Genomic DNA, 21,920 nt, shown 5'->3' on the forward strand with positions numbered 1-21,920 from the left:
GTTCAGGGGCGGGCGGGTCCGGCGAAGCACCGCAAGTGCCTGCCGCTGTTCCGACCAACGCGCCGACCTTCGTGCCGGATGCCGCCGTGGTGCTCGGTTTCGACTACGGTGAAAAACGCATTGGCCTGGCTGTCGGCAATACGCTGACTAGAAGTGCGAGACCGCTCACGATCATCGAGAATCGGTCGCGCGATTACCGTTTTGCTGAAATCGGCAAGGTGATTGCGGAGTGGCGTCCAGCGTGCCTCGTGGTGGGGCTGCCGCTGCATCCCGATGGCGCGCCGCATGAAATGACGCAACTGGCGCGGCGATTCGGCAACCAACTCCATGGTCGTTTTAATGTGCCGGTAGTCTGGGTGGATGAGCGCTATACGTCCGTGGAGGCCCGCCAGATGGCGCGGGAAACCGGGCAAGGTGGCGGTGGTCGTGGGGGGCGAAATAGCGCGGGGGCAGGTAGCCACCGCGGTGGCCGTGGCCCACGCATCGATGATGCCGCGGCCAGCCTGATTCTGCAGCAATACCTGAACGAGGGCGTCGCGGATCATGCCGCGCCCCGCGCGGGTGCCTGATGGCTTGGACGTCGCATCCGCAGGCACGGCGTGATGGCGCGTTGCAGCACCTGCTGACGTTGGACGGGTTGCCTCGCAAGCATCTGGAGCACTTGTTGCGATGGGCTGCGCGGTATCTCGATCAATTAATCGCGGGAGATGTTACCTCCGCGCCGGATCGTTGTGCAGGCCAGCCACTGCTTGCCAACGCACGCGTAGCGCCGATGTTTTTCGACGCTCAGGAACGGCTGCTGCCATTTCATGTGGCTGCACTGTCCCCGGACGTCGACCAACTTACATCGCCCGGCAATACGGCGTTTCGCATGGCGTCCGAGGATTACGTCGCGTGCGTCAGGGCTGCCGCCGCCCTCGGTGCGAGCTACAGGACGTGCGCGGAGTCGGGGTTGACGCCGAAAGTGGCCCCGACGTCGTCGTCCGGGACTTGTGCATCCGCAAACTTGGCTAATCTGGATGCCCTGCCAGACCGTACACATGGAGAACCCCTGGCGGGACGTGCCCAACGCCCGCTGATCGATTGGTTGCCGGAACTTGTCGATGCGCGCTATTTGATATTCCACCATCCGCAGAATGGTGCGCCTTTCCTAGTTGCCGCGCATTGCATGCCGCACCAGCACGTCATCAATGCCGGCGACGGCAGCTATGCGCACCCCGTTCGTGCGCTGTGCAACGTACTTGATATCCTGCGCCACACCCCGGCGTTGACCGAACTGCGCGTGGCAATCGTTGGCGATATCGCCGAGTCCGGTATCGCCCGCTCGACCTTGCACGCGTTGACGACGCTGGGGACTCCGGAGATTCGGGTAGTAGGCCCGACGACGCTGACCGTTGAAGCCATTGCCCACCTTGGCGCGACCTGGTATGAGGATGGCGCGGTTGGTTTGGCCGATGTCGATGTGGTGATCGTGATGTCGTCACCGGATGGGGGCTTGACTGATTCCACCGCACCTGTCGTTCGATTCAACGGCATGCCGCCTACAGGAGATGGCCGGGCGGAGGGCGTCGCGCCCGACATTCTTCGTCAAGCGGTATGGATGGCGGTGTTGGCAGTATTGGCCGGGCAGTCTGATGGCGATGCCAGCCGTGTTACCGGCGTCTATCGAGGAGATGGCGCTGTCGCACAGGATGAATGGACACCACCTCGGATCTACCACCAGGGTAGGCAATAACGATGCTCGCCACCCCGACCACCCAGGCGATGCCGACGTTGATCGAAGGTGCGACGGTGTTGCTGCCGTCGGCATCGGGTTGCGGCTTGCGCTCAGTGCGCGCCGACGTTTACCTCGACTCGGGTGTTATCGCGGGTATCGACACAGTCCCGGTGGGTTTTGATGTGTCGGCTGCCAAGCGCATTGATGCGCATGGCCTGATGCTTTTACCTGGCATGGTGGATCTTTGCGCGCGTTTTGGCACCACGGCTTCGGCTTGGCATGAAGCGGTGGCGGGTGGCATCACGGCGTTCTTCAGTCCCGGGAAAGGCGTGATCGATCGGTATGTGGTCTCGGCGTCGATGCCGCAGCGGGCCGTTCTGGGCCGGGAGGATATTAGCAGTGCCGATTCAGATGCAGGTGCCTATGCAGCCGATGAAATGGTCGGGCGTGTGGCAGGGGCCGTTGCGTCCGGGATGGCATCGCTTCCGCGTGCAGGGCTCGTTGAGATCGACGAAAGCGATGTTGATGCACCGCAACTGCGCAATGCGATGCTGCGAGCACGTGCGGCAGGCGCTTCACTATGGTTTCGGCCGCAGGACCGTGCGTTGGCGGGTCATGGCGTAATGGCAAGCGGCACCTTCGCTGTCCGATTGGGGTTGGCAGGCGTGCCGGCAGAAGCGGAAACGGCGCCGATCAGCCGTATTGTTGCATTGATGCGTGACACGGGTGCCTCAGTGCATTTGTCACGGCTGTCATCGGCAGGTGCGGTGGCGTTGGTCCGTGATGCAAAGGCCGAGGGGCTTGCGCTCACATGCGACGTCTCGGCACATCATCTTCATCTGATCGATGTGGATATCGGCTGGTTTGACAGTCGTTTCCGCCTTGATCCCCCTTTACGTGCGGCGATCGATCGTGATGCGCTACGTCGCGGTCTGGCCGATGGCACGATCGATGCAATCTGCTCCGATCACACGCCGCATTCGGTGCGCGCAAAAGCGGTTCCTTTTGCCCAAGCGCCTGCCGGCGCACCCGGGTTTGCGTACTTGCTTGCGTTGACGATCAAATGGGCTACCGAAGACCGGATCCCCATGGCCGATGCCATCACGCGGGTCACGTCGGTACCCGCCGCAATCGTCGGGCATCAAGCCTGGGGAATCGTTATCGGCAGGTCCGCGGATATGCTTCTGATCGATCCCGATGATTATTGGGATGTTCCCGATATCCGGCGAGCGGGGGGCGAGGCAAGAGAAACTCGCGCGCTGTCGCCCTTTTCCGGCTTCGAACTCCCCGCGCCAATACGGGAAGTCTGGGTTGCAGGTTGTCCGCAGTCGGAATTTTGGGACAAGACATGCCATGCGGATACCTTACAAGATCTGTAATATGCGGTTCACGGGGATGCGGAATGATTCGGCGCTTTGTCGGCGACGCGCATTGTCTGCTTATTTTCTGCCTTTCGCCTACTGTCCTTCATGCAACGTCCAATGAATTCCGCGCCTGAGACGGTCATTGTCGATTCACATCATGCTGCGTCCGGTCACGGCCCCACCGATCAGGAGCTCATCGTGGCCCGGCCCGCGCCGACCATGGCGAAATGGCGATTGATCGCACACATCGCAAGGGGTGTCTGGCAAATCCCGACGCGATACAGACGGGCCGATGTTATCGAGAAGCAGCGCCTGATTCGGGTCTGGTCGGAGCAACTGCTGGCTTTATGTGGTGTGACGTTGAAAGTGCACTTGCCGGACGGTGTGCGGGTGCTGGAGCAAGGGACGATGCTGGTGTCGAACCATGTATCCTGGCTCGATATCTATGTCATCAACGCCTGGCGGCCCACGCCATTCGTGGCGAAAGCCGAAATCGCACGCTGGCCGGTGATTGGCTTTCTGGCGACCGCGATCGGCACCGTGTTTATCCAGCGTGAACGCCGGGGCGATGCGAAGCGGATCGTCGATCAGTTGTCGCGCGTATTGAAGGAGGGGGGCCTCGTATGCCTCTTTCCAGAAGGGACGACTAGCGATGGGCGTACGGTCCTGCCGTTCCACGCGAATATTTTTCAGGCGGCGGTGGCCGCGGGGGCGCCGGTCCAGCCAGTGACCTTGCTATACGAACGACCGCATGCCGGTCAACGCGGCGAGCAGTCTCTCGCGCCGGCTTATATCGGTGATATGTCGCTTGGCGATACGTTGAAAGCGGTGCTGAGGACAGGGCCAATCATTGCGCATCTTTACGTTGGCCAGCCATTGATGGATCTTGCCGATCGACGCAGTGCCGCACAAGCCGCCTATACGGCGATCGACGAGATGCTGAAGACCATGCAGGCGCCGCTGAACGTGCCGTGATCGTGTAGTCAGTTGCCTTCGTACGGGGGCGCCTCTGAATCGTCTGTCCCTAAAGCATGGCAAGGGACTTGGAACAAGGTGCGCTTGGCGGGATCGCTGGAAAGGCGGCGTCCGCTGAGGCTATTGCCCCACACACAGCCACTATCCAGGCCAAGCAGTCGATCCTTTGTCACCAGGCCCAATGCGGCCCAGTGGCCGAAGATGACGGTGACGTCCGCGGTACGGCGACCTGGGACGTCGAACCAGGGCATGTAGCCGGGAAGCGCGGAATCCAATCCGCCGTTTGCCTTGAATTCCATCTCGCCCGCCGCGTTGCAAAAACGCATCCGGGTCAAGGCATTGGCGATCACACGCAGCCGGTCGTCGCCTTCGAGATCATTGCGCCATACATGACCGTTGCCGGCGTAGATGCGGGCGATGAAGGTACGCCAGTCGTTGCTGCGCAGGCCCGTTTCCAGTTCTGCGGCAAGGGACAGGGTCGTCGCGGCGTCCCATTGCGGGGGCACGCCAGCGTGTACCAAAAGCATGCCGTCCGTGAAATGTGCCAGCGGACGATGTCGGACCCAGTCTATCAAGGCCGAGGCGTCGGGGGCGTCGAGAATGTCCGAGATGGTGTCGCCGCGCTTCATCGTGCGCACGCCTGCGGCCACGGCTAATAGGTGCAGGTCGTGATTGCCCAGGATCGCGGTTGCGCGGTTACCTAAGGCGATAAGACGACGTAGGGTGCCGAGGGAGTCGTGGCCACGGTTAACGAGGTCGCCGCAGAACCATAGTGGTGAGCGGCTCAGGGCCTGGCTGCTGGCGATGCGGCGCTCGTCATCAGCGTCGATTTGATCAAGCAAACGATCGAGTGCGTCGCGACAGCCTTGTAGATCGCCGATGGCGATGGGCGTATTGCGAGCAAATGAAACGTCAGAGAACGAGCCTGCGCTGGTGTACGGGAATGCAGTGACAGATGCGGACATATTATAAAACTGAAGGCTGTAAGTCGTCGATCACGCAACCTACCGATTGGCTCGCGACAGGCTGTCACGCGTAGCTACAACGCAACGTCGTGTTACCGGGCTGTTAGTTCGCTATTGTGCCGGAAAAGTGCAAAACGCATGGAAATCGCTCCGCCGTTCTTCGCGCGGCATAGTGACTATTCCGAAAATTTATGGGGCGTCGACATAGGCGCTTACCGCAACTGCCTGCTTGATTCGACATCGGACGGAGGCGTTGCAGCGCCGTGGTAGAATTCCGGTGCGAAACCGTAACAGATGGATTGGCTAGCTGTTTTTTGCGCTCGGTTTTCGATAAAGCAACCAGCGGACTGGGTGGCGAGAAAAATCGAGATGGTTGACGCTTACAAAGCGGAATGATGTAAAGCTATAAGCAAGCACGCGCTAAGCGATAGCCAACAAACAGTGCCCTCATGCAATTGAATAACAACTCGAGCATCGACATCATTGATCTGGCTGATCATGATGGATCGAACGATATTTCGACGGCCTTGAAATCGGTCCGAATCTGGGCGACGCTTGGCTGGCATGACATCAAGCAGCGATATCGACGCTCCATCATCGGTCCGTTTTGGTTTACGTTGAGCACACTGATCATGGTGGTGGTGCTCGGCGCGTTATATTCAACGCTCTTGCGGCAAAACATCCGGGACTATTTGCCTTATCTTGCTGTCGGATTGGTGGTTTGGCAGTACATCGGGACAATGGCAAATGAGGGATGCATGGCCTTTATTGGTTCTGCATCTTTGATTAAACAAATTAGAATCCCGCTAACCATTCACGTTTGCCGCATTGCGTGGCGTAACTTTGCAATTTTATTGCACAGTTTGCCCGTTGTGGTGGTTCTCATGATGGTATTTGGCAACTGGCCGCGGCCTGAGTTTCTGCTCGTACCCGTGGCGCTAGCGCTTCTTTTTCTGCATGGTGTGTGGATAGGCGTCACCCTTGGCATCTTGTGCGCGCGGTTTCGGGATGTGCCTCCTATCGTGACCAATCTGATTCAGGTGGTGTTTTTCTTCACGCCGGTCATGTGGTCGCCCGAAATTTTGAAAAATCGTGCCTGGATTGCTGAATACAACCCCTTGTACCACTTAATCGAAACCGTCCGCGCGCCGCTGACAGGGCGGCCGATTTCATGGGAGTCCTGGGCGTGGTCAATTGGGTTGCTGATCGTTGGATTTGGCGTCGCGCAGTATTTGATGCGTCGCAGTCGAAATCGTGTTCCTTATTGGTTGTAGAACGTGAGTGCTTCTATCGTAGCGAAGGACGTTTTCGTCGAATTTCCCATTTACGAAAACTCACATAGGTCATTAAAGAAAGCGGTTTTAAACGTCACGACGGGTGGCCGGTTGGGACAAGATGCCGGGAAAAAAACGATCGTTACGGCGCTTGCCGATCTTAATTTCACTTTCGGCCATGGAGAACGGGTTGGGCTTGTCGGGCATAACGGATCTGGCAAGACGACCTTGTTGCGGACGCTTTCCGGAATCTACGCACCGGTTCGTGGCACCCTTGTGACGCAGGGCAGGATAGCGTCGCTGCTGGATGTTTCCCTCGGGCTTGATCCAGATGCCAGTGGATTCGAAAACATTTATCTGCGAGGTATTCTTGATGGACTGAGTCCGGCCCGAATTCGGAGCAAGGTCGACGATATTGCTGATTTTACGGATTTAGGTAATTACCTCACGCTGCCGGTGCGGACGTATTCCAGCGGGATGATGTTGCGACTTGCCTTTGCCATCTCGACGTCGATCGAAGCCGATATCTTGATCATGGACGAATGGCTGAGCGTCGGCGATGCGAACTTCCAGGAAAAAGCAGGCGCTCGTCTCACGGAGTTGGTTGGCAAAGCCTCAATTGTTGTCCTTGCCACGCATGATCCGGGGCTGATCGACCGCGTCTGTACGCGGCGCATCGTCATGGAGCACGGACGTATGGTATCCGACGAGAGCGTGTCCATGGGACAGTCTGTAGACCAGCCTTAGTCCATTTGTGGCGCTTCCATGCAGATTCCTGGTGAATGATGATTGGCGTACTTTATCCGCAGCGTTGCAATAGTGAGAGCGACAGCCAGATCGTTGGCGAGTCGGCCGGCCCGTTAGTCCTTGCGGCTGTTCGTCGATCCGTAAGCCAACCACAGGCGCAGCCACTAAGCTTAGCCGGGTTGAATCAGACGCGTATGCTGGTGGCGGTGGATATACCCGACTGTTGGGGCGACATTCTCGGCGACTGGTTGGCGTCCAATAAGACGCGCAAACTCGTCGTGCTGGGGCGGATGCCCGCATCGCTGTATAGACGTTTTGGATGGGGTGGCCGCGCGTTGCCGGATTTGTCTGAGGTGGGGTCCAGCGTACCCGCGCCTGCAAAGGCGACGGCGCGGAGTCGCGCCGAAATCGTCTACGGTGAACGTGCCGAACGTTTGGGGGCGTCTGGCTGGCGGCGGCCGTTCGAACGTTTTGATTTTGCGGACGAATGGAACAACCTAGGCTTCGGCGCGGTGCGCTGCGTTGGAGACAAATGGAGCATCGCGCACGGTCTTGAAACATACGATGACGAAGTGGCCGCGATTCATATCGATGGTCTGCCTACGGGCAGTTTTGTCGCATTGCATGATGCGCCGGGCTATAGCGTCCTTTGGATTAATCGACCTGTCGGTTTTATCGATTCCTACGAATGGCGGATGCTCGAGCATTTCTGGGCGTCTTATCGCGCGGCGACCTTGCCTTGTCAGCCGGTTATTCGTGAAATTCCGTTTGGTTACGACGCTTGCATTACGTCGAGACTCGATTGTGACGAAGATGTCGAATCTGCTCGACCCTTGTGGGAAGCGTATAAATCGCTAAATGTGCCATTTTCATTAGCCGTTCATACGACGAACTTGCGCGATTCGGCACATCATCCAATATTGCGAGAGCTTGTCGCGTGCGATGAAGCGTTGCTTTCGCACACGGCCACGCACGCCCCGAATTGGGGTGGAACGTACGAACGCGCTTTCGAAGAAGGGCGACGTTCGATGGAGGACATTTTTGCGGTGACCGGGCAACGGGTTCGCTATGCAGTCTCCCCCTTCCACCAGAGTCCGGATTACGCTTTGGATGCCTTGTCGGACGTCGGCTACGAGGGGTGCATTGGGGGCCTGATTCGTAATGATCCTGCTTTCCTCATTGCGCGCGGCGGCCCGTTGAATAATTTGCCACATTCTTTCATCGGCCATTCCCAGCAGTGCATGATGCATGGCGATTGCTTGCTAGAAGAGGGCGACGCGCTTGCGACGTTCAAGTGCGCTTTTGATCAGGCTTATCAAACGGCCACCTTGTTCGGATATCTGGATCATCCATTTTCTCCTCGTTATTCCTACGGGTGGTCTACCGAGCACGCGCGTATCGATGCGCACACCGAACTTATCGCGTACATTCGCCAGGTAGCTGCCAAGCCGCTTTTTCTGAATGAAAATCAGGCAATGGATTTCTTGCGGCTGAAGTCGTCCCTCTCTATTTTTCAAATCGACAACTGCGGCGACGCTGGCGCTGAAATGCGCTTTACCGCGCTAGAAGGAGGGATGTTGCCCGCGGTCACCTTGCGGGACGGTATCGCGTTGGGTATCGCCGTCGAGTTTTGTGGTCGCGTATTTGCCGCAGCGTCGCTTGCGGAGCAACGCCAATGAAGATTATGGTCGTTCTCGGGACGAGGCCGGAAGCGATCAAACTTGCGCCGGTCGTTGCCATGCTGCGTTCTGCGTATGCGAATTCGATTCAGACCACCGTTGTCAGCACCGGGCAGCATAAGGAAATGTTGGCGCAAGCGCTTTCGTTCTTTCACCTGGTGCCTGACATCGAGGTCGGTGTGATGACGCATGCCCAGACGTTAAATACACTGGCGAGTCGTGTGCTACAGGCAATGGATGCTGTGCTTGAAGCCCAAGCCCCAGATTGGATAATCGTACAAGGCGATACGACCACCGCGTTTTGTGCTGGTCTCGCGGCGTTTCAGAGGGGTATTAAAGTTGCTCACGTGGAAGCAGGGTTGCGGACGGGAAATCTGTCGAGTCCGTTTCCCGAGGAAGCCAATAGGTCAATGCTCGCGCGCATCGCATCGCGTCATTTTGCGCCTACGCTGAAAGCGGCCGCTAATTTGATGGCGGAAGGTATTGCGCGTGACGGGATTGTCGTGACCGGAAACACGGTCGTTGATGCGATCGATATGGTGGTCCCGCCGTCTCGACGTGATCAATTCCACGTTGCCAGGCAGGGTGCAACACGGCCACAAGTTCTTGTGACGTGCCATCGCAGGGAAAATTTCGGTTCGATCATGGCGGATATTTGCGCGATGTTAAGCCGACTTTGTGCCCGCTATGCTGAACACAATTGGGTGTTTCCGGTACATCTGAATCCCGCAGTTAGGGAGCCGGTGATGCGGGTATTGTCGGGTATTCCGAATTTGCGTTTGATTGACCCAGTCAGTTACCCGGAAAGTCTCGCATTGATTGCCGGCAGCCAACTGGTACTGACCGATTCCGGCGGTATTCAAGAAGAAGCGCCAAGCTTCAGCGTGCCCGTCGTTGTAATGCGCGAGCATACCGAACGATCGGAGGGCGTGGATGCCGGATTCGCGTCCCTAGCCGGGCAAAACCCCTCGCGGATCGAGGCTGAAGTCGCGTTATGGCTCGATGCGTCAGAAAAGCGCAACGCACTGCTTAGCAAGGCGAATCCGTACGGTGATGGTTTTGCTGCAAAGCGGATTGTCGACAGCCTGCTTGGCCATGCGGTGGAAGCGTTTCATGGTTGATCCGGCCGTTGGATTCTCTGGGAGCGGACTAGATTCAACTCATTGTTGCATCCTATTCTCGACAGCGGACTGGGACGAGCCGTATTGGACGAATAAGCAGCACACCGCGCGTGAACTGGCAGCGCGTGGTTGGCGTGTTTTATACATCGAGAGTGTTGGCTTTCGATCCCCGCGCGTGGCGAGCCAACGTGATTGGAAACGGCTGCGTCGGCGCCTTGTTCGGGGTGTCGCCGCCCTCCTGTTAGGACCACGTCAACGCAGCGAAAACGTGTGGGTGCTTCCACCTCTTACATTTCCAGCTAAAAACCACTGGCCATTTGTCAAATGGCTCAACCGACTCTTGCTAAGTGGGACGATTCGCCGCTTTATCGCGCGTTATGAATTCAGTACTCCCTTAATCTGGACCTACCATCCTTACCTCCGAGGTGCAGTCGATGGGCTTGATCGCCGCGGTTTGGTGTATCACTGCGTCGACGATATCTCCGCGGTGCCCGGTGTTGATGTCAATTTGTTTTTAGAGTGCGAACGTGCCTTGCTCGGCGATTGCGACGTTGTATTCGTTACCGCAAAAGCCTTGCAGGAGCGTTGTGAAGCGGTAAATCCGCACACGTACTTTTATGGCAACGTCGTGGACGACGCCCATTTCGGCAATGCACGCGCCGAGCGTGCATTGCCTGAGGATATCCGATCGATCCCGGAGCCACGTCTGGTCTATCACGGCGTGTTATCTGATTTCAAGCTCGATTTTGGATTGATTCTTATCGCAGTGAGAGCCCGGCCACAGTGGCAGTGGGTCTTTATTGGGGAAGAACGGGAAGGTCAGCGGAACGAGGCTATCCAATCGCTCAAGCGCTTACCGAACGTGCATTTTTTGGGGTATCGCTCGTATCAGGTGTTGCCCGACTACCTCCGCGGCATGGCGGTCGGGTTATTACCAACCTTGTTGAACGATTACACCCGTTCGATGTTTCCCATGAAATATTTTGAATACCTGGCCGCCGGACTTCCTGTTGTCTCTACACCACTCGCTTTCACCGAGCATGAGACACAAGGGTTGGCCGTCGGTGCGGACGCGGCCGGGTTTGTCGATGCGATAGAGATACAACTGGCCCGAGGGCGGCTGTCAGACAGCGAGGTCCGCACGTTTGTGGGCGATAACACCTGGCGTGGACGTACCCAAAAGATGCTGGATATAGTCGACCGCGAACTCGGTGCGCAACACGGTCGCGAGTGAACATTACCCGCACGATCTTTCCGCCTCCAACGCATGCCGTGTTGTTGTTCTTGGATTCTTCCAATAATAGCGAGCGCTTGGGGCGCGTTTGTGTATCATTGTGGCGATTATTTTCGCGTAAGATGCCAACGCTATTATTGCTCGGGTCACGGTCGAACGACTGCGCGTCCGATGGCTAGGACGGAACAGCGTATTGCCAGGAATTACAATTCGTGATCGGACGTGCATGGTGCGTTCGCCATATTCGTCCCGCGACGTATTTACGGTTTTGCGGCAGCCTTAAACGAAGTTTCTGCCAGTACAAGCGTGGTCAACATGAATTTGCGTGAAAACGTTAGTGTAATTTACAACATTCATCCCTATGCAATGCATCTTCCGGGAGGGGGAGAGGTGCAATTGTTAAAGTACAAAGAATATTTGTCTGGGCATGGATGCGACGTGGTGCTGCATGATATTTGGCAACCCAAGCTGCAGAATGCTGCGTTGTTTCATCATTTTCATCTTGTATCTGGCGGCATTCCGTTCATCGACTACGTGCGTCGTCAAGGCATCAAGACGGTTTTAAGTCCCAATCTGTGGATCAATGAAACGAACCGCGCGCACATCGACATGCATGAAGTACAGACGTATTACGCGCTTGCGGATCGAATCATCTGCAACTCTCACGCTGAGATCGACAACCTTGAAAGGTATTCAGGACTTCCGCGTGATAAAGCCAGAGTCGTACACAACGGCGTGGATGCGTGGTTCAGTGTTCCTGTCGATCCCGGGGTATTTCGTGCGTGGTCTGGCGTTCAGGGTCCATTTTTGCTGAATGTGGCGAATATCGAGCCACGTAAAAATCAAGTATCGGCGATTCATGCGGCTGCGGCCGTCGGCTTGCCGTTGATAAACATCGGTCGGATTCGCGATCAAGGCTATTACGCGCAATGCGTGGCTGCCGGACAGGGCGGGTATTTCCATCACCTGGGGCCGTTGACCCAAGCAGACGATCGCCTGCGAGGTGCCTATCAGGCATGCGAGGCGTTTTTGCTACCCAGTACGTTGGAAACGCCTGGTATCGCGGCCTTGGAAGCCGCAACGGCAGGAGCACGTGTGGTGGTGACGTCGGAAGGATGTACGCGTGAGTACTTCGGCGATCATGCTTTTTACGTTTTGCCGGACGATCAGGAAGGCATAAACGATGCAACGCGCCGCGCGTTGGCGAGCGTGCCGAATAGCGACCTCCAACAGCACCTATTGCGTAACTTTTCCTGGCCCCAGGTTACGTCGAATTTAATGGATTGCTATGCGGAACTGCGAGCGATCAGCAATGCATCAAATGGATGAAGGAAAGATGAAGCGGATTTTCGTCTATGCTGAGCACACTGCTCAATCACCCGCTAATTCCGGGGTACAACGAGTCGTTCGCGGTTTGAGTCGTGGCTTGCAGTATCTGGTGGATGAGGTCGTGTTTGTCAGGTGGTGCCCCGAGTCGTTGTCTCTGGTACGGTTAAGTGCCGATCAATTAACGCATCTCGCGCAGTGGTCAGGTCCCGTCGCGGACGTTTCCGCGGCGGGTGCCGGGGAATCGCTTCATCTGGACGGTCGTGATAAGGCGACATTGGACGGTTCATGGCTCGTCATACCGGAGGTCACGCATCTGACGTTCCAGCCGTCGCCGCCGACGGAAGAGATTCTGATGTACGCGCGCCGTTTCAAGATGAAAACGGCTGCTATCGCGTATGACCTGATCCCGCTAAAACGAGAGGAATATGTATCGGTGCGTGATACGCATTCGGTGTATATGCAGCGGCTTGCTCTTGCAGATCTGATCGTGCCGATCAGCGAAACCGCTGCAGCGGATATCCGTCATTTTTTCAAGCACACCGCAAAAGCGGCCGAGTTCGTTTTGCCTGTTGTACAGAGCCTCTTGCTTCCGCATGAACTACCCGATATCGCGCGAGCGCAATTCCCTGCGCCGACGTCGGATGTCATCCGGATTGTCAGTGTTGGTACGATCGAGCCGCGCAAAAACCAGTTGAGGTTGATCGAGACATTCAAGCGCTTCCGTATTAGCCACCCCGATATTGCATGCGAATTAAAGATCGTCGGCAATGTCCATCCGCTGGAGCAGGCGCGGCTGGCCGAACTGATGCTTGACGAACCGGCTATCGAGGTCCTGAACTACGTGCCGGACGAACAAGTCGTTGCGCTATATCGGACATCGGCGTTTTCGGCATTTCCCTCGGTTGAAGAAGGGTATGGCTTGCCTATTGCAGAAAGCCTGTGGCTCGGAGTGCCCTGTCTTTGCGCGAATTTCGGTTCCATGGCTGAGATCGCGGTGGGAGGTGGCGCGTTATGCGTCGACACACGAGATCCAGACGCCCTCTACGAGGGGCTCGAGCGTCTGATGCTTGATGGTGCCTTGCGTGAAAGGCTTAGAGCCGAAGCAGCAAACCGGGATTTGTCCACGTGGCGCGATTACGCCACGTCCTTTCTGCGATTGCTGGAACGCACGCCGGGGGTATCTCGCGCGCTGATCTGGGTGAATTCGACCGTTGCCTATCATGGCAATAGTGGCGTGCAGCGCGTAGTGAGACAGTTGTCGGCGTCGCTTGAGAAGCTCGGCGTTGCATTGTCTTATGTTGCCTGGGATGCAGAGCGGGGCAATTTCCGTACGATAAGTAGCGAGGAAGCGCAGCATCTGTCGCTTTGGCACGGTCCGACCACGAACCATCCTTTGTCGTTGTCACAGGACTTATCCGATGCTTGGTTGATCATCCCGGAGTTGGTGCTGCCAAATCCGAACGCAGAGCAGGTTATCACTGCGGCAAAGGGCCGTGGCTTGCACGTTGCAACAATTTTTTACGATCTGATTCCGGTGACACTCACCGATATGTATCCGATCGAAGCCCAGGCCGGCTATCACTTGTTTTTCAAGATGATCGCATTATCGGATTTGTTGATTCCGATTTCGCGGACCATGGGTGAGGATCTCTGGCGATATTACTGTCATCAGTTGGATCGGTTGACGACTATCAAATCACGCATTCATGCGCTGCCGTTGCCGGGTGAAATGCGCACTTTCCCTCGGAATGTCGAGGTGAAGCGCTCGGACCGTGGTGCGGAGGAAGTCAAGATTCTGATGGTGGGTACGATGGAGCCGCGTAAAAACCATCTCACAGCGATACACGGCTTCCGTCTTGCGCGTACGTTATTGCGCGATCGTGGCAATCCGGTGCAGTTAAAGCTCACCTTTGCAGGCTCGACCAAAGACCATTCACGTTATGCGGAAGACATTCTGGCTGAAATTGCCGGGGATGCGGATGTCGCGGTGGTCGAACTCCCCACCGACGAGCAATTGGCGACGCTGTATCGCGAATGCGACTTCACCTTGTTTCCGTCGCTGCTCGAAGGGTTTGGGCTTCCCGTTCTGGAAAGTTTGTGGCACGGCAGACCCTGTATTTGCAGTGATGCGGGCGCCGTAGCGGAAGTTGCCGAAGGTGGTGGTTGCGTGACGTTTGACGCCCATGATGGCGACGCGTTGGGTGAGCAAATCGCGCGGTTGGCGTCGGATCCGGCGGAACGTCACGCGTTGTCCGAACAAGCGGTCACGCGCCGGATATCTTCTTGGGACGAGTACGCTCGTGATCTCTCCTGGTTGATGCGACGTGAGCAACCGACCTTCCCGGCGACAATCGAGCGGTATTTCCCAGCTTGGCGCAATGCCCCGCCGAAACGGCGTGGCGGCCCGTTGCTGTCTGTTTGTGTGTCCACCTACAACCGTGCGGAGTGGCTGCGCCATTCGCTGCGAGGACTCATCGATAGTGTGGCACTGCGACCGGATGGGGTCGAGATCCTCGTTGTTGACAATGCTTCGACCGATCACACGCCGGAAGTCATGGAGGCATTTTTATCGGTGCCGAACTTGCGTTATCACCGCAACGAGGTGAATGTCGGAATGCTTGGGAACCTCGCGGTTACGAGCAAGCTTGCCGAAGGCGATTATGTGTGGATTTGCGGCGATGATGATCTAGTGCGAGAGGGCGTCGTGCCAAGGATCATGGACATCATTCGAGATCATCCGCGGTCAGAAATTATTTATCTAAATTACGCCTACACGCACTTCGACCAGCCTGAAGAGCTCGATAACATCGACGATATCGTGGACAAGTCGATCCCGATAGCACAACCGTCGCGAAGTCATTTCTGCGAAGAAGTACGTCATTTCGCCGGGTATAACGAGAATTTGTTCACCGCAATCTATGCGTGTGTCTTCCGTCGTGATCACGCGATCGGTGCCTATACGCAAGATACATCGGGTGTTCCATTTTCCAGCCTATTGACGTGTATACCGACTTCCGCCTACGTTCTGCAGCATCTGATCAATCGACCGGGGTATTGGTTGGGCGATCCGTATGTCATCGTGAATATGAACGTGTCCTGGCGTAAATGGGCATTGATTTGGCATCTCGAGCGGATGCCGGATTTATTCGACTTGGCAGAAAAGCAAGGAATCGATAAGGGTTTGCTGGCACCATACCGTCGCAACCACTGCGCGGATGCCGCGAATTGGGCGCGGACTGTCTATTTTGGCGACGATGATTTGCTGGCGAGCATGTTCTCGATGGAGCGCTTACTTGAACGATGCAAGCATATTCCTGAGTTCCAGGCACAGCTCGGCGCGTTGCGACACGTCTATGAATTGGCGTTTATTCAGCATCGCGTCGTTGCGGATCAGACACCGCCATGGCGTCTTTTCCAGGGCTTCAACTTGCTTAGCTTGGATGATTGAGTCGTCGACATGTTAATACCGCAATTACGTTCCCGATTTCTGTTCCCGCTTGCGGAAAAAATGTCCGGCCGGAATGTCAACTCGCGTCTGGCATGGTTACACGAGACGTTCAATGAGCATTGGGCGCAACGAAAGCATGCAAATACCGTGCGATTGGTTGAGGTGCTGCAAAATGCCAAGTACGAGATTCCGTTCTATCGGGACATGTTCCAGAAAGTTCGTTTCGACCCACTACGTGTTTTGAAAGATGTTCGCTATTTCGAGAAGCTGCCGGTGCTGACGAAAGAGGATATTCGCGAAGCAGGAGAGCGTTTGCTCCATCCTTCGTGTCGTAAATATCTTTCGGTGCACGTGAGCAAGACGAATGGCTCAACTGGCAGCGCATTGCCAATCTACTACACCCCAGCGGCGAAGGACTACTCCGCGGCGGTGACGCGACTGAGTCAGGAATGGGTGGGGTTTGGTGCCGACAAGTTGCAATTGCATATCTCATCGGCATTTCCCGGCGAAACGCCTAAGGTCGCGAAGAGGCAAGAGTGGTGGCGTCAGCAGGCTACCAACCGAATCGGCGTTGAATGTTCGGATTGGAGCCCGGAAAGTCTGACGGCCCTATGGAACCAGATCCGTGATGCGCGTGCCTATCTTGTGCAGGGGCATCCATCCACGATGTATGCACTGGCACGCCATGTGACGGACAGTGTTGGCAAGCAGCCAGGTGCATTTGCCGTATTTGTTTCAACTGGTGAAACCTTGACGCTGCAACAGCGGGAGACTATTGAATCTGCCTTTGCTTGCCGTGTGGCCAATCGGTACGGCAACGCCGAATTTGGCATCGTCGCGCATGAACGGTTTGTGTCACACGACACGGGCGGCATCGCGACGGATGAGGTGCTCACCGCTGCTTCTGCTGCGGAGTCGCGCTTTATGCAGGTGATGGATCCCTACGTCTGGGTTGAGTCACTGAGTGGGGGGGCGGATAGCGGTGGTTCGCTGGTTGTCACCGATCTGACGAATTTTTCGTCGCCACTGATTCGATATGCGACCGGCGATGAAGGCACGTTGCGTGCTGGACGTGATGGCCTCTACCTGGAAACGGTCTCGGGGCGCGTTCACGATCAGATAGTCGTGTCGCAACGCGCCTACCCGACACATTGGTTTCAAGATTTTTTTACCCGGCTTGGTATTGTCGACGACTTTCAGTTTGTACGTGCGGAAGGCGCGCTGTTGGAATTGCGAATTTGCCTTTTGAAAGGGGCGTCTGAAGCCGCGGTGAGGTCGACCTTGGCAGAAAGCTTTCCTGACGAACCGTTCAACACGACATTTGTTGAACGTGGAGAGTTTGTACGCGTCGGGCAGCAGCAGAAGTTCCGCTACCTTGTGGACTTGAAGGCGCCGCCCGGCGTCGCGGCTGCATCACCGCAATCGGCTCCGCCGTTGTTTTCCGGCAAAAACGATGCCCGTACCTTTTTGTATCGGAACGGTTGGAATGATGAAGAGGTCTACCCATCGGGAAGCTTTCGGTGGATGGGGCGCCGTGGCGAAATCGTGCTCAATCCGCACAAGCCTTTGAAACGTTTGACGCTGGCATTTGATTATCCCTCCGATGCAAAGAAGTTTCCAACCTTGTCCGTACGTGAAAACGGCAAAGTGCTCGAGACCTTTTTCGTTACCGGTGGCCCTCAATCGATCAGTGTCGCATTACCGGAGTCAACGCAGACCGGCCCTCGGATCGTGGTGCTCGACGTGAATGCGCTGTATCCAGTGCCTGGAGACCATCGAGAACTAGGGCTGAAGGTTCACGGTATCGATTTTCAATAGGAAATCGCGCGTTTTGATACCGTGATGTATGGTCTTGCGCCGTTGTGATTTGGTGTCACGGCGCGTTCTCAGATAGAAATAAGATGGACTTCAAATGGAAGTCCATGCGGAAAACGAATGATTCATATAATTGCTGACGGTTATACGGACTGCTCGCGCGCAATCAATCGCGCAATCGAACTACTTCCTCCGCATGGTGGGGAGATCGTATTGCCTGCCGGTGATATTTTGTTGCGTCAGCCCATTCGGATCGAAAACGGGCGTGTCAGTATTCGCGGCGCAGGACGAGAGGTCTCCCGCCTTATCATCGATTCACCCGAAGGAACCGGCATCCATATCGAAAGTCCAACTGGGCAGGTTTCGCGGGTCAAGATAGCCGACCTTTCAATCAACACTGTACGTACGCTGACGACGGGTGCCGGCATTCAAATAGTCCGTGGCTATGACGTTCGCGTCACAAATTGCCTGTTGGCGAATCTATATTGCGGTATTGATTCGCTTGATTCGAGTTTCGTCTATTTCACGGACTGCGAGGTTATCGACCCGTTGGCTGAAACAGGTGTTGGTTTGCTTGTGCATGGTAGCGGCGTGCACAACGACCAGTATTTGCAGCGTGTCTTCGTTCAGACACGCCAGCAGGTCACGCCGTGCGAGGCAGGCATCCGCATCGCGAATTCACAAGGGTTCTGGGTTGATCAGTGTGGCGTCTTTCATTGCAAAACAGGGTTGCACTTGCTCGCGATGGCAGGGATGACGCTCGAACATGGCTTTTTGTCGAATAACGCCATCGACACGTGCGAAGGCCCGGGCATCCTGATCGAGTCGGGTGAGGGCGCCGTTGTGCGCCGCATACAGTCGACGAGTGATTGGTCGTGCAGCAATGCAGGGCACGGTGTGATTCTGAATGCGAACGATGGCAATATTGACGACGTGAAGCTCATGGGTTCCCGCGTGTACGGTAACGGCGGTGACGGGATCTTCGTCGGCAATGTCGGTACCTTGCAGGTTGATAATTGCAACGTGGCGGGAAATGGCCGAAATGGTGTGTCATCCGGTCTGTCTGTCAATGGACGTTGCAGCAGTTTGGCCGTACGGAACTGCACGATTGGCGCCTTCTCGGGCTATCCGAACACGCAAGCATATGCCCTTGCCGGTCTGGATGGGGCCGAGCGAGCGATCGTCACCGGCAATGTTTTTGAGCCCAATCGGTTGGGCGTGTACGCTTCACATCCGGCACGCGCGCTGATTGCCAACAACCTGGAATGATTTATGAAAAGTGCCACGTTGCTGACCACTGCTGGCTTGTCTGTTCGTTTTCCACAATCTGGTGGATCGTTTTGGGCATGGGCGGCCGGCAAGCTGAAAAACTTGGGCAACCGCGATGGCTTTGTTTCAAAAGGCGGTGGCGTGTTGTGTGAGTACCGCGGCTTTCAACTTCGCGAGGGGGAGTGCTATGCCTTATGCGGCCGGGAGGGTTTCGTATCGGCCGCGTTGTTTGACCTCGTCGAGGGAAAATACCGGAAACACGCGGGCACGATTTCCATGTCGGGCGGCTTCATTTCGTCGCGTCAGCAATTCGACCAACTGCGGTCAAATACGACGCTTCAAGCGCTTTTTCGTTCGCGCGCGGATTTGGAGAAACTCCTTTCTTTCGCGGATCTCTTCGCGCAGGCCAGTCTGCGGTTGGAGGATCTGGCCTGGAGCGAAAAAGTCCGCTTTTCCGTCGCGCTGGCGCTGCTTTCATCCGAGCGTTTGGTTGTGATTGACGAAAGACTATTCGCGTGCGATACCACCTTCATTGCAAAGGTGCTGGAGCAAATCCGTTTCGCGAAGGCGCAAGGGCGTGCGTTTCTCCTGGCGGCCCCTCACTGGGATGCTGTGAAACCGGTTGCTGATAAAGCAATTGGGTTTAAGATTAGTTGAAAGATAGATAATTTTGGAGTGTGCGATGAGTTCCTACAAAAGAATTTCACGTTGCCGGGTTGGGCAGAGTGAAAATTTGGTTTCCGTGCTGAACCTGGGCCATCAGGCCCTTACAGGCGTGTTTCCGCGTTCGACCGATGAAGCCGTGACCGTGGGTCCTTTAGAGCTTGTCTGGTCGCCGGACAGTGGTTTACTGCAGTTGGCACATTCCTATGAGCCGTCCGAAATGTACGGCGATAACTATGGCTATCGATCGGGTCTGAATCAGTCCATGGTCAGCCATCTTACGGATAAGATCGCCTATTTGGAGCGTCTCAATCCATTGCGTAGCGGCGATGTCGTTCTGGATATCGGCAGTAACGATTGCACGACCCTCAAGGCGTATCAAACCGGAGGTGTGCGTCGAATCGGGATTGACCCGACTGGCAAAAAGTTTATCGAGTATTACCCATCCGACGTGACGTTGGTGCCGGACTTCTTTTCGGCCGATGCGTATCGGTCCGTCGAGAAAAAGCAAGCCAAGATCGTGACGTCAATCGCGATGTTCTATGATTTGGAAGCACCGATCGAGTTCGCCAAGCAAATCGAGTCGATTCTCGCCGATGACGGGATATGGCATTTCGAGCAAAGCTACATGCCTTCGATGCTCCGCTTGAATTCATACGACACAATCTGCCATGAGCATCTGGAGTATTACTCGCTCCACGTGGTCAAGACGATTCTTGAAAAGGCTGGCTTGCGTCTGGTCGATGTGGTGATGAACGCCGTGAATGGCGGGAGCTTTGCGGTTACGGCGGCAAAAGCGGGCAACAAGTCCGTGAAGTCGAACCAGCCGGTTATCGACTGGATGCTCGAGCAAGAAGACCGTATGGGGTTGAACACCCCACGGCCTTATCGCGAATTCGAGGAACGCGTGTTCCGCCATCGTGATGATCTGACCCGCTTGATTCGAAGCCTTACGGCGGATGGCAAGAAAGTGTTGGGTTATGGCGCATCGACGAAGGGCAATGTCGTCCTGCAGTTCTGCGGATTGACGGCTAACGATATTCCGGCAGTCGCCGAAATCAATTCCGAAAAATTCGGACGTTTCACGCCTGGTAGTCATATTCCGATTGTCTCCGAAGCCGAGGCGCGGGCGATGAATCCAGACTATTTCCTGGTTCTTCCTTGGCATTTCAAGGACGGCATTTTGCGTCGAGAAAAAGAGTATTTGGCGAGCGGTGGGCGTTTTATTTTCCCATTCCCCGAAATCGAGATCGTTTAATTGAGCAACGGGAAGAGAGTCGTTATGGGAAAGACAGCACTCGTTACGGGTATAACCGGCCAGGATGGCGCCTATCTTGCGCAACTCCTGCTGGACAAGGGCTATAAGGTCGCTGGAACGTTCCGGCGCACTGCCTCAAGCAACTTCTGGCGGATTGCAGAACTCGGTATTCAAAATCACCCAGATCTGCAACTCGTTGAATACGATCTCGCGGATCTAGGTTCCACGCTGCGCTTGCTGGAAAAAGTGCAGCCGGATGAAGTCTACAACCTCGCCGCACAGAGTTTTGTCGCCGTCTCCTTCGATCAGCCAGCGTTGACGTCGCAGATCACGGGTCTCGGCGTGGTGAATATGCTCGAAGCCATTCGCATGGTGAACCCGAAGATCAAGTTCTATCAGGCGAGCACGTCGGAGATGTTTGGCAAAGTTCAGGCTATTCCGCAAATTGAAACAACGCCGTTTTATCCGCGCAGCCCTTATGGTGTTGCTAAGCTCTTCGCGCATTGGATGACCATCAACTACCGCGAAAGCTACGATATTTTTGGGACAAGCGGCATCTTGTTCAATCACGAGTCACCGTTGCGTGGCCTCGAATTTGTTACCCGCAAAATCACGGACGGCGTGGCGCGTATCAAGCTCGGAAAGCTGGAATACCTGGAACTCGGCAATCTTGATGCGAAACGCGACTGGGGCTTCGCGAAGGATTATGTAGAAGGCATGTGGAAGATGCTGCAGATCGACGAGCCAGATGTATTCGTCCTGTCCACAGGCCGGACGGAAACCGTTCGCGACTTCGTTACAATGGCCTTCAAGGCGGCAGGCATCGATGTTGTATTCAAGGGTCAAGGCATACATGAAGTCGGGGTCGACGTCGAAAGCGGCAACACAGTCGTCTACGTTAATCCCAAGTTTCATCGCCCATCTGAAGTCGATTTGCTCGTGGGGAATTCTGATAAAGCGCGTGCAAAACTGGATTGGGAGCCGAAGACGACACTTGAGCAGCTTTGCGCCATGATGGTGGAAGCGGATCTCGGTCGTGTCGCATCCGGGTATTCGTTCTGA

17 protein-coding genes are annotated in these 21,920 nt (G+C 55.8%); 16 read left to right on the plus strand and 1 reads right to left on the minus strand.

What is annotated here, in order from left to right; genetic code table 11:
• The first annotated feature begins 71 nt into the window (after nt 1-71).
• The 4 genes from ruvX to WM40_RS09130 all read left to right on the plus strand — a co-directional run bounded on the left by ruvX (nt 72) and on the right by WM40_RS09130 (nt 4,056).
• On the plus strand, nt 72-569 hold the full coding sequence (ruvX, locus tag WM40_RS09115; RefSeq protein WP_046152760.1) for a Holliday junction resolvase RuvX: 498 nt from the start codon (nt 72-74) through the stop codon (nt 567-569).
• A complete protein-coding gene (locus WM40_RS09120) occupies nt 569-1,735 on the plus strand; it encodes an aspartate carbamoyltransferase (RefSeq protein ID WP_024902816.1) in 1,167 nt (388 codons plus the stop codon). Before ruvX ends, WM40_RS09120 begins: the two co-directional genes overlap by 1 nt.
• A 2-nt stretch (nt 1,736-1,737) precedes the next feature.
• Nucleotides 1,738-3,096 carry an amidohydrolase family protein gene (locus tag WM40_RS09125; protein WP_052738248.1) on the plus strand — a complete coding sequence of 453 codons (1,359 nt, stop codon included), beginning with the start codon at nt 1,738-1,740 and terminating at the stop codon, nt 3,094-3,096.
• A gap of 102 nt (nt 3,097-3,198) precedes the next feature.
• The gene (locus WM40_RS09130) at nt 3,199-4,056 is read left to right on the plus strand and encodes a lysophospholipid acyltransferase family protein (protein ID WP_051504328.1); all 858 of its coding nucleotides are present in this window, start codon (nt 3,199-3,201) and stop codon (nt 4,054-4,056) included.
• Nucleotides 4,057-4,064: 8 nt separating this feature from the next.
• Here the strand turns inward: WM40_RS09130 and WM40_RS09135 are convergent, their stop codons facing one another.
• Nucleotides 4,065-5,021, minus strand: coding sequence for a symmetrical bis(5'-nucleosyl)-tetraphosphatase (locus WM40_RS09135; protein ID WP_082102537.1), 957 nt, complete (start codon nt 5,019-5,021; stop codon nt 4,065-4,067).
• Between the two features lie 449 nt (nt 5,022-5,470).
• On the opposite strand from WM40_RS09135, the gene WM40_RS09140 reads away from it, so the two are divergent.
• From WM40_RS09140 to gmd, 12 genes are all read left to right on the plus strand, one after another.
• A complete protein-coding gene (locus tag WM40_RS09140) occupies nt 5,471-6,295 on the plus strand; it encodes an ABC transporter permease (protein WP_176025935.1) in 825 nt (274 codons plus the stop codon).
• Between the two features lie 3 nt (nt 6,296-6,298).
• Nucleotides 6,299-7,042 carry an ABC transporter ATP-binding protein gene (locus WM40_RS09145; protein ID WP_024902820.1) on the plus strand — a complete coding sequence of 248 codons (744 nt, stop codon included), beginning with the start codon at nt 6,299-6,301 and terminating at the stop codon, nt 7,040-7,042.
• Between the two features lie 179 nt (nt 7,043-7,221).
• Complete coding sequence (locus WM40_RS09150) at nt 7,222-8,721, plus strand: polysaccharide deacetylase family protein (protein ID WP_201779129.1); 1,500 nt, start codon at nt 7,222-7,224, stop codon at nt 8,719-8,721.
• Entirely contained in the window at nt 8,718-9,842 is a 1,125-nt protein-coding gene (wecB, locus tag WM40_RS09155; RefSeq protein WP_024902822.1) for a non-hydrolyzing UDP-N-acetylglucosamine 2-epimerase, read from the plus strand. Before WM40_RS09150 ends, wecB begins: the two co-directional genes overlap by 4 nt.
• A complete protein-coding gene (locus WM40_RS09160) occupies nt 9,835-11,076 on the plus strand; it encodes a glycosyltransferase (RefSeq protein ID WP_024902823.1) in 1,242 nt (413 codons plus the stop codon). The genes wecB and WM40_RS09160 overlap by 8 nt, the downstream gene beginning before the upstream one ends.
• A 390-nt stretch (nt 11,077-11,466) precedes the next feature.
• On the plus strand, nt 11,467-12,405 hold the full coding sequence (locus WM40_RS09165; protein WP_236693446.1) for a glycosyltransferase: 939 nt from the start codon (nt 11,467-11,469) through the stop codon (nt 12,403-12,405).
• Nucleotides 12,406-12,412: 7 nt separating this feature from the next.
• Nucleotides 12,413-15,853: a glycosyltransferase gene (locus WM40_RS09170; protein WP_162199056.1), complete on the plus strand. Its 3,441-nt coding sequence runs from the start codon at nt 12,413-12,415 to the stop codon at nt 15,851-15,853.
• A gap of 60 nt (nt 15,854-15,913) precedes the next feature.
• On the plus strand, nt 15,914-17,671 hold the full coding sequence (locus WM40_RS09175) for a phenylacetate--CoA ligase family protein (RefSeq protein ID WP_046152718.1): 1,758 nt from the start codon (nt 15,914-15,916) through the stop codon (nt 17,669-17,671).
• A gap of 117 nt (nt 17,672-17,788) precedes the next feature.
• On the plus strand, nt 17,789-18,937 hold the full coding sequence (locus WM40_RS09180) for a right-handed parallel beta-helix repeat-containing protein (protein ID WP_024902827.1): 1,149 nt from the start codon (nt 17,789-17,791) through the stop codon (nt 18,935-18,937).
• A 3-nt stretch (nt 18,938-18,940) separates the two neighbouring features.
• Nucleotides 18,941-19,594, plus strand: coding sequence for an ATP-binding cassette domain-containing protein (locus WM40_RS09185; RefSeq protein ID WP_024902828.1), 654 nt, complete (start codon nt 18,941-18,943; stop codon nt 19,592-19,594).
• A 25-nt stretch (nt 19,595-19,619) separates the two neighbouring features.
• Complete coding sequence (locus WM40_RS09190) at nt 19,620-20,858, plus strand: class I SAM-dependent methyltransferase (protein WP_024902829.1); 1,239 nt, start codon at nt 19,620-19,622, stop codon at nt 20,856-20,858.
• A 24-nt stretch (nt 20,859-20,882) separates the two neighbouring features.
• A complete protein-coding gene (gmd, locus tag WM40_RS09195; RefSeq protein WP_046152719.1) occupies nt 20,883-21,920 on the plus strand; it encodes a GDP-mannose 4,6-dehydratase in 1,038 nt (345 codons plus the stop codon).

The organism is Robbsia andropogonis, from assembly GCF_000970345.1.
Taxonomy (GTDB): domain Bacteria; phylum Pseudomonadota; class Gammaproteobacteria; order Burkholderiales; family Burkholderiaceae; genus Robbsia; species Robbsia andropogonis.

Coding starts and splice junctions, on each gene's coding strand:
- WM40_RS09125 (WP_052738248.1), top strand. CDS start 1,738: ATGCTCGCCACCCCGACCACCCAGGCGATGCCGACGTTGATCGAAGGT.
- gmd (WP_046152719.1), top strand. CDS start 20,883: ATGGGAAAGACAGCACTCGTTACGGGTATAACCGGCCAGGATGGCGCC.
- WM40_RS09180 (WP_024902827.1), top strand. CDS start 17,789: ATGATTCATATAATTGCTGACGGTTATACGGACTGCTCGCGCGCAATC.
- WM40_RS09185 (WP_024902828.1), top strand. CDS start 18,941: ATGAAAAGTGCCACGTTGCTGACCACTGCTGGCTTGTCTGTTCGTTTT.
- WM40_RS09140 (WP_176025935.1), top strand. CDS start 5,471: ATGCAATTGAATAACAACTCGAGCATCGACATCATTGATCTGGCTGAT.
- WM40_RS09190 (WP_024902829.1), top strand. CDS start 19,620: ATGAGTTCCTACAAAAGAATTTCACGTTGCCGGGTTGGGCAGAGTGAA.
- WM40_RS09120 (WP_024902816.1), top strand. CDS start 569: ATGGCTTGGACGTCGCATCCGCAGGCACGGCGTGATGGCGCGTTGCAG.
- WM40_RS09135 (WP_082102537.1), bottom strand. CDS start 5,021: ATGTCCGCATCTGTCACTGCATTCCCGTACACCAGCGCAGGCTCGTTC.
- WM40_RS09175 (WP_046152718.1), top strand. CDS start 15,914: ATGTCCGGCCGGAATGTCAACTCGCGTCTGGCATGGTTACACGAGACG.
- wecB (WP_024902822.1), top strand. CDS start 8,718: ATGAAGATTATGGTCGTTCTCGGGACGAGGCCGGAAGCGATCAAACTT.
- WM40_RS09170 (WP_162199056.1), top strand. CDS start 12,413: ATGAAGCGGATTTTCGTCTATGCTGAGCACACTGCTCAATCACCCGCT.
- WM40_RS09160 (WP_024902823.1), top strand. CDS start 9,835: ATGGTTGATCCGGCCGTTGGATTCTCTGGGAGCGGACTAGATTCAACT.
- WM40_RS09130 (WP_051504328.1), top strand. CDS start 3,199: ATGAATTCCGCGCCTGAGACGGTCATTGTCGATTCACATCATGCTGCG.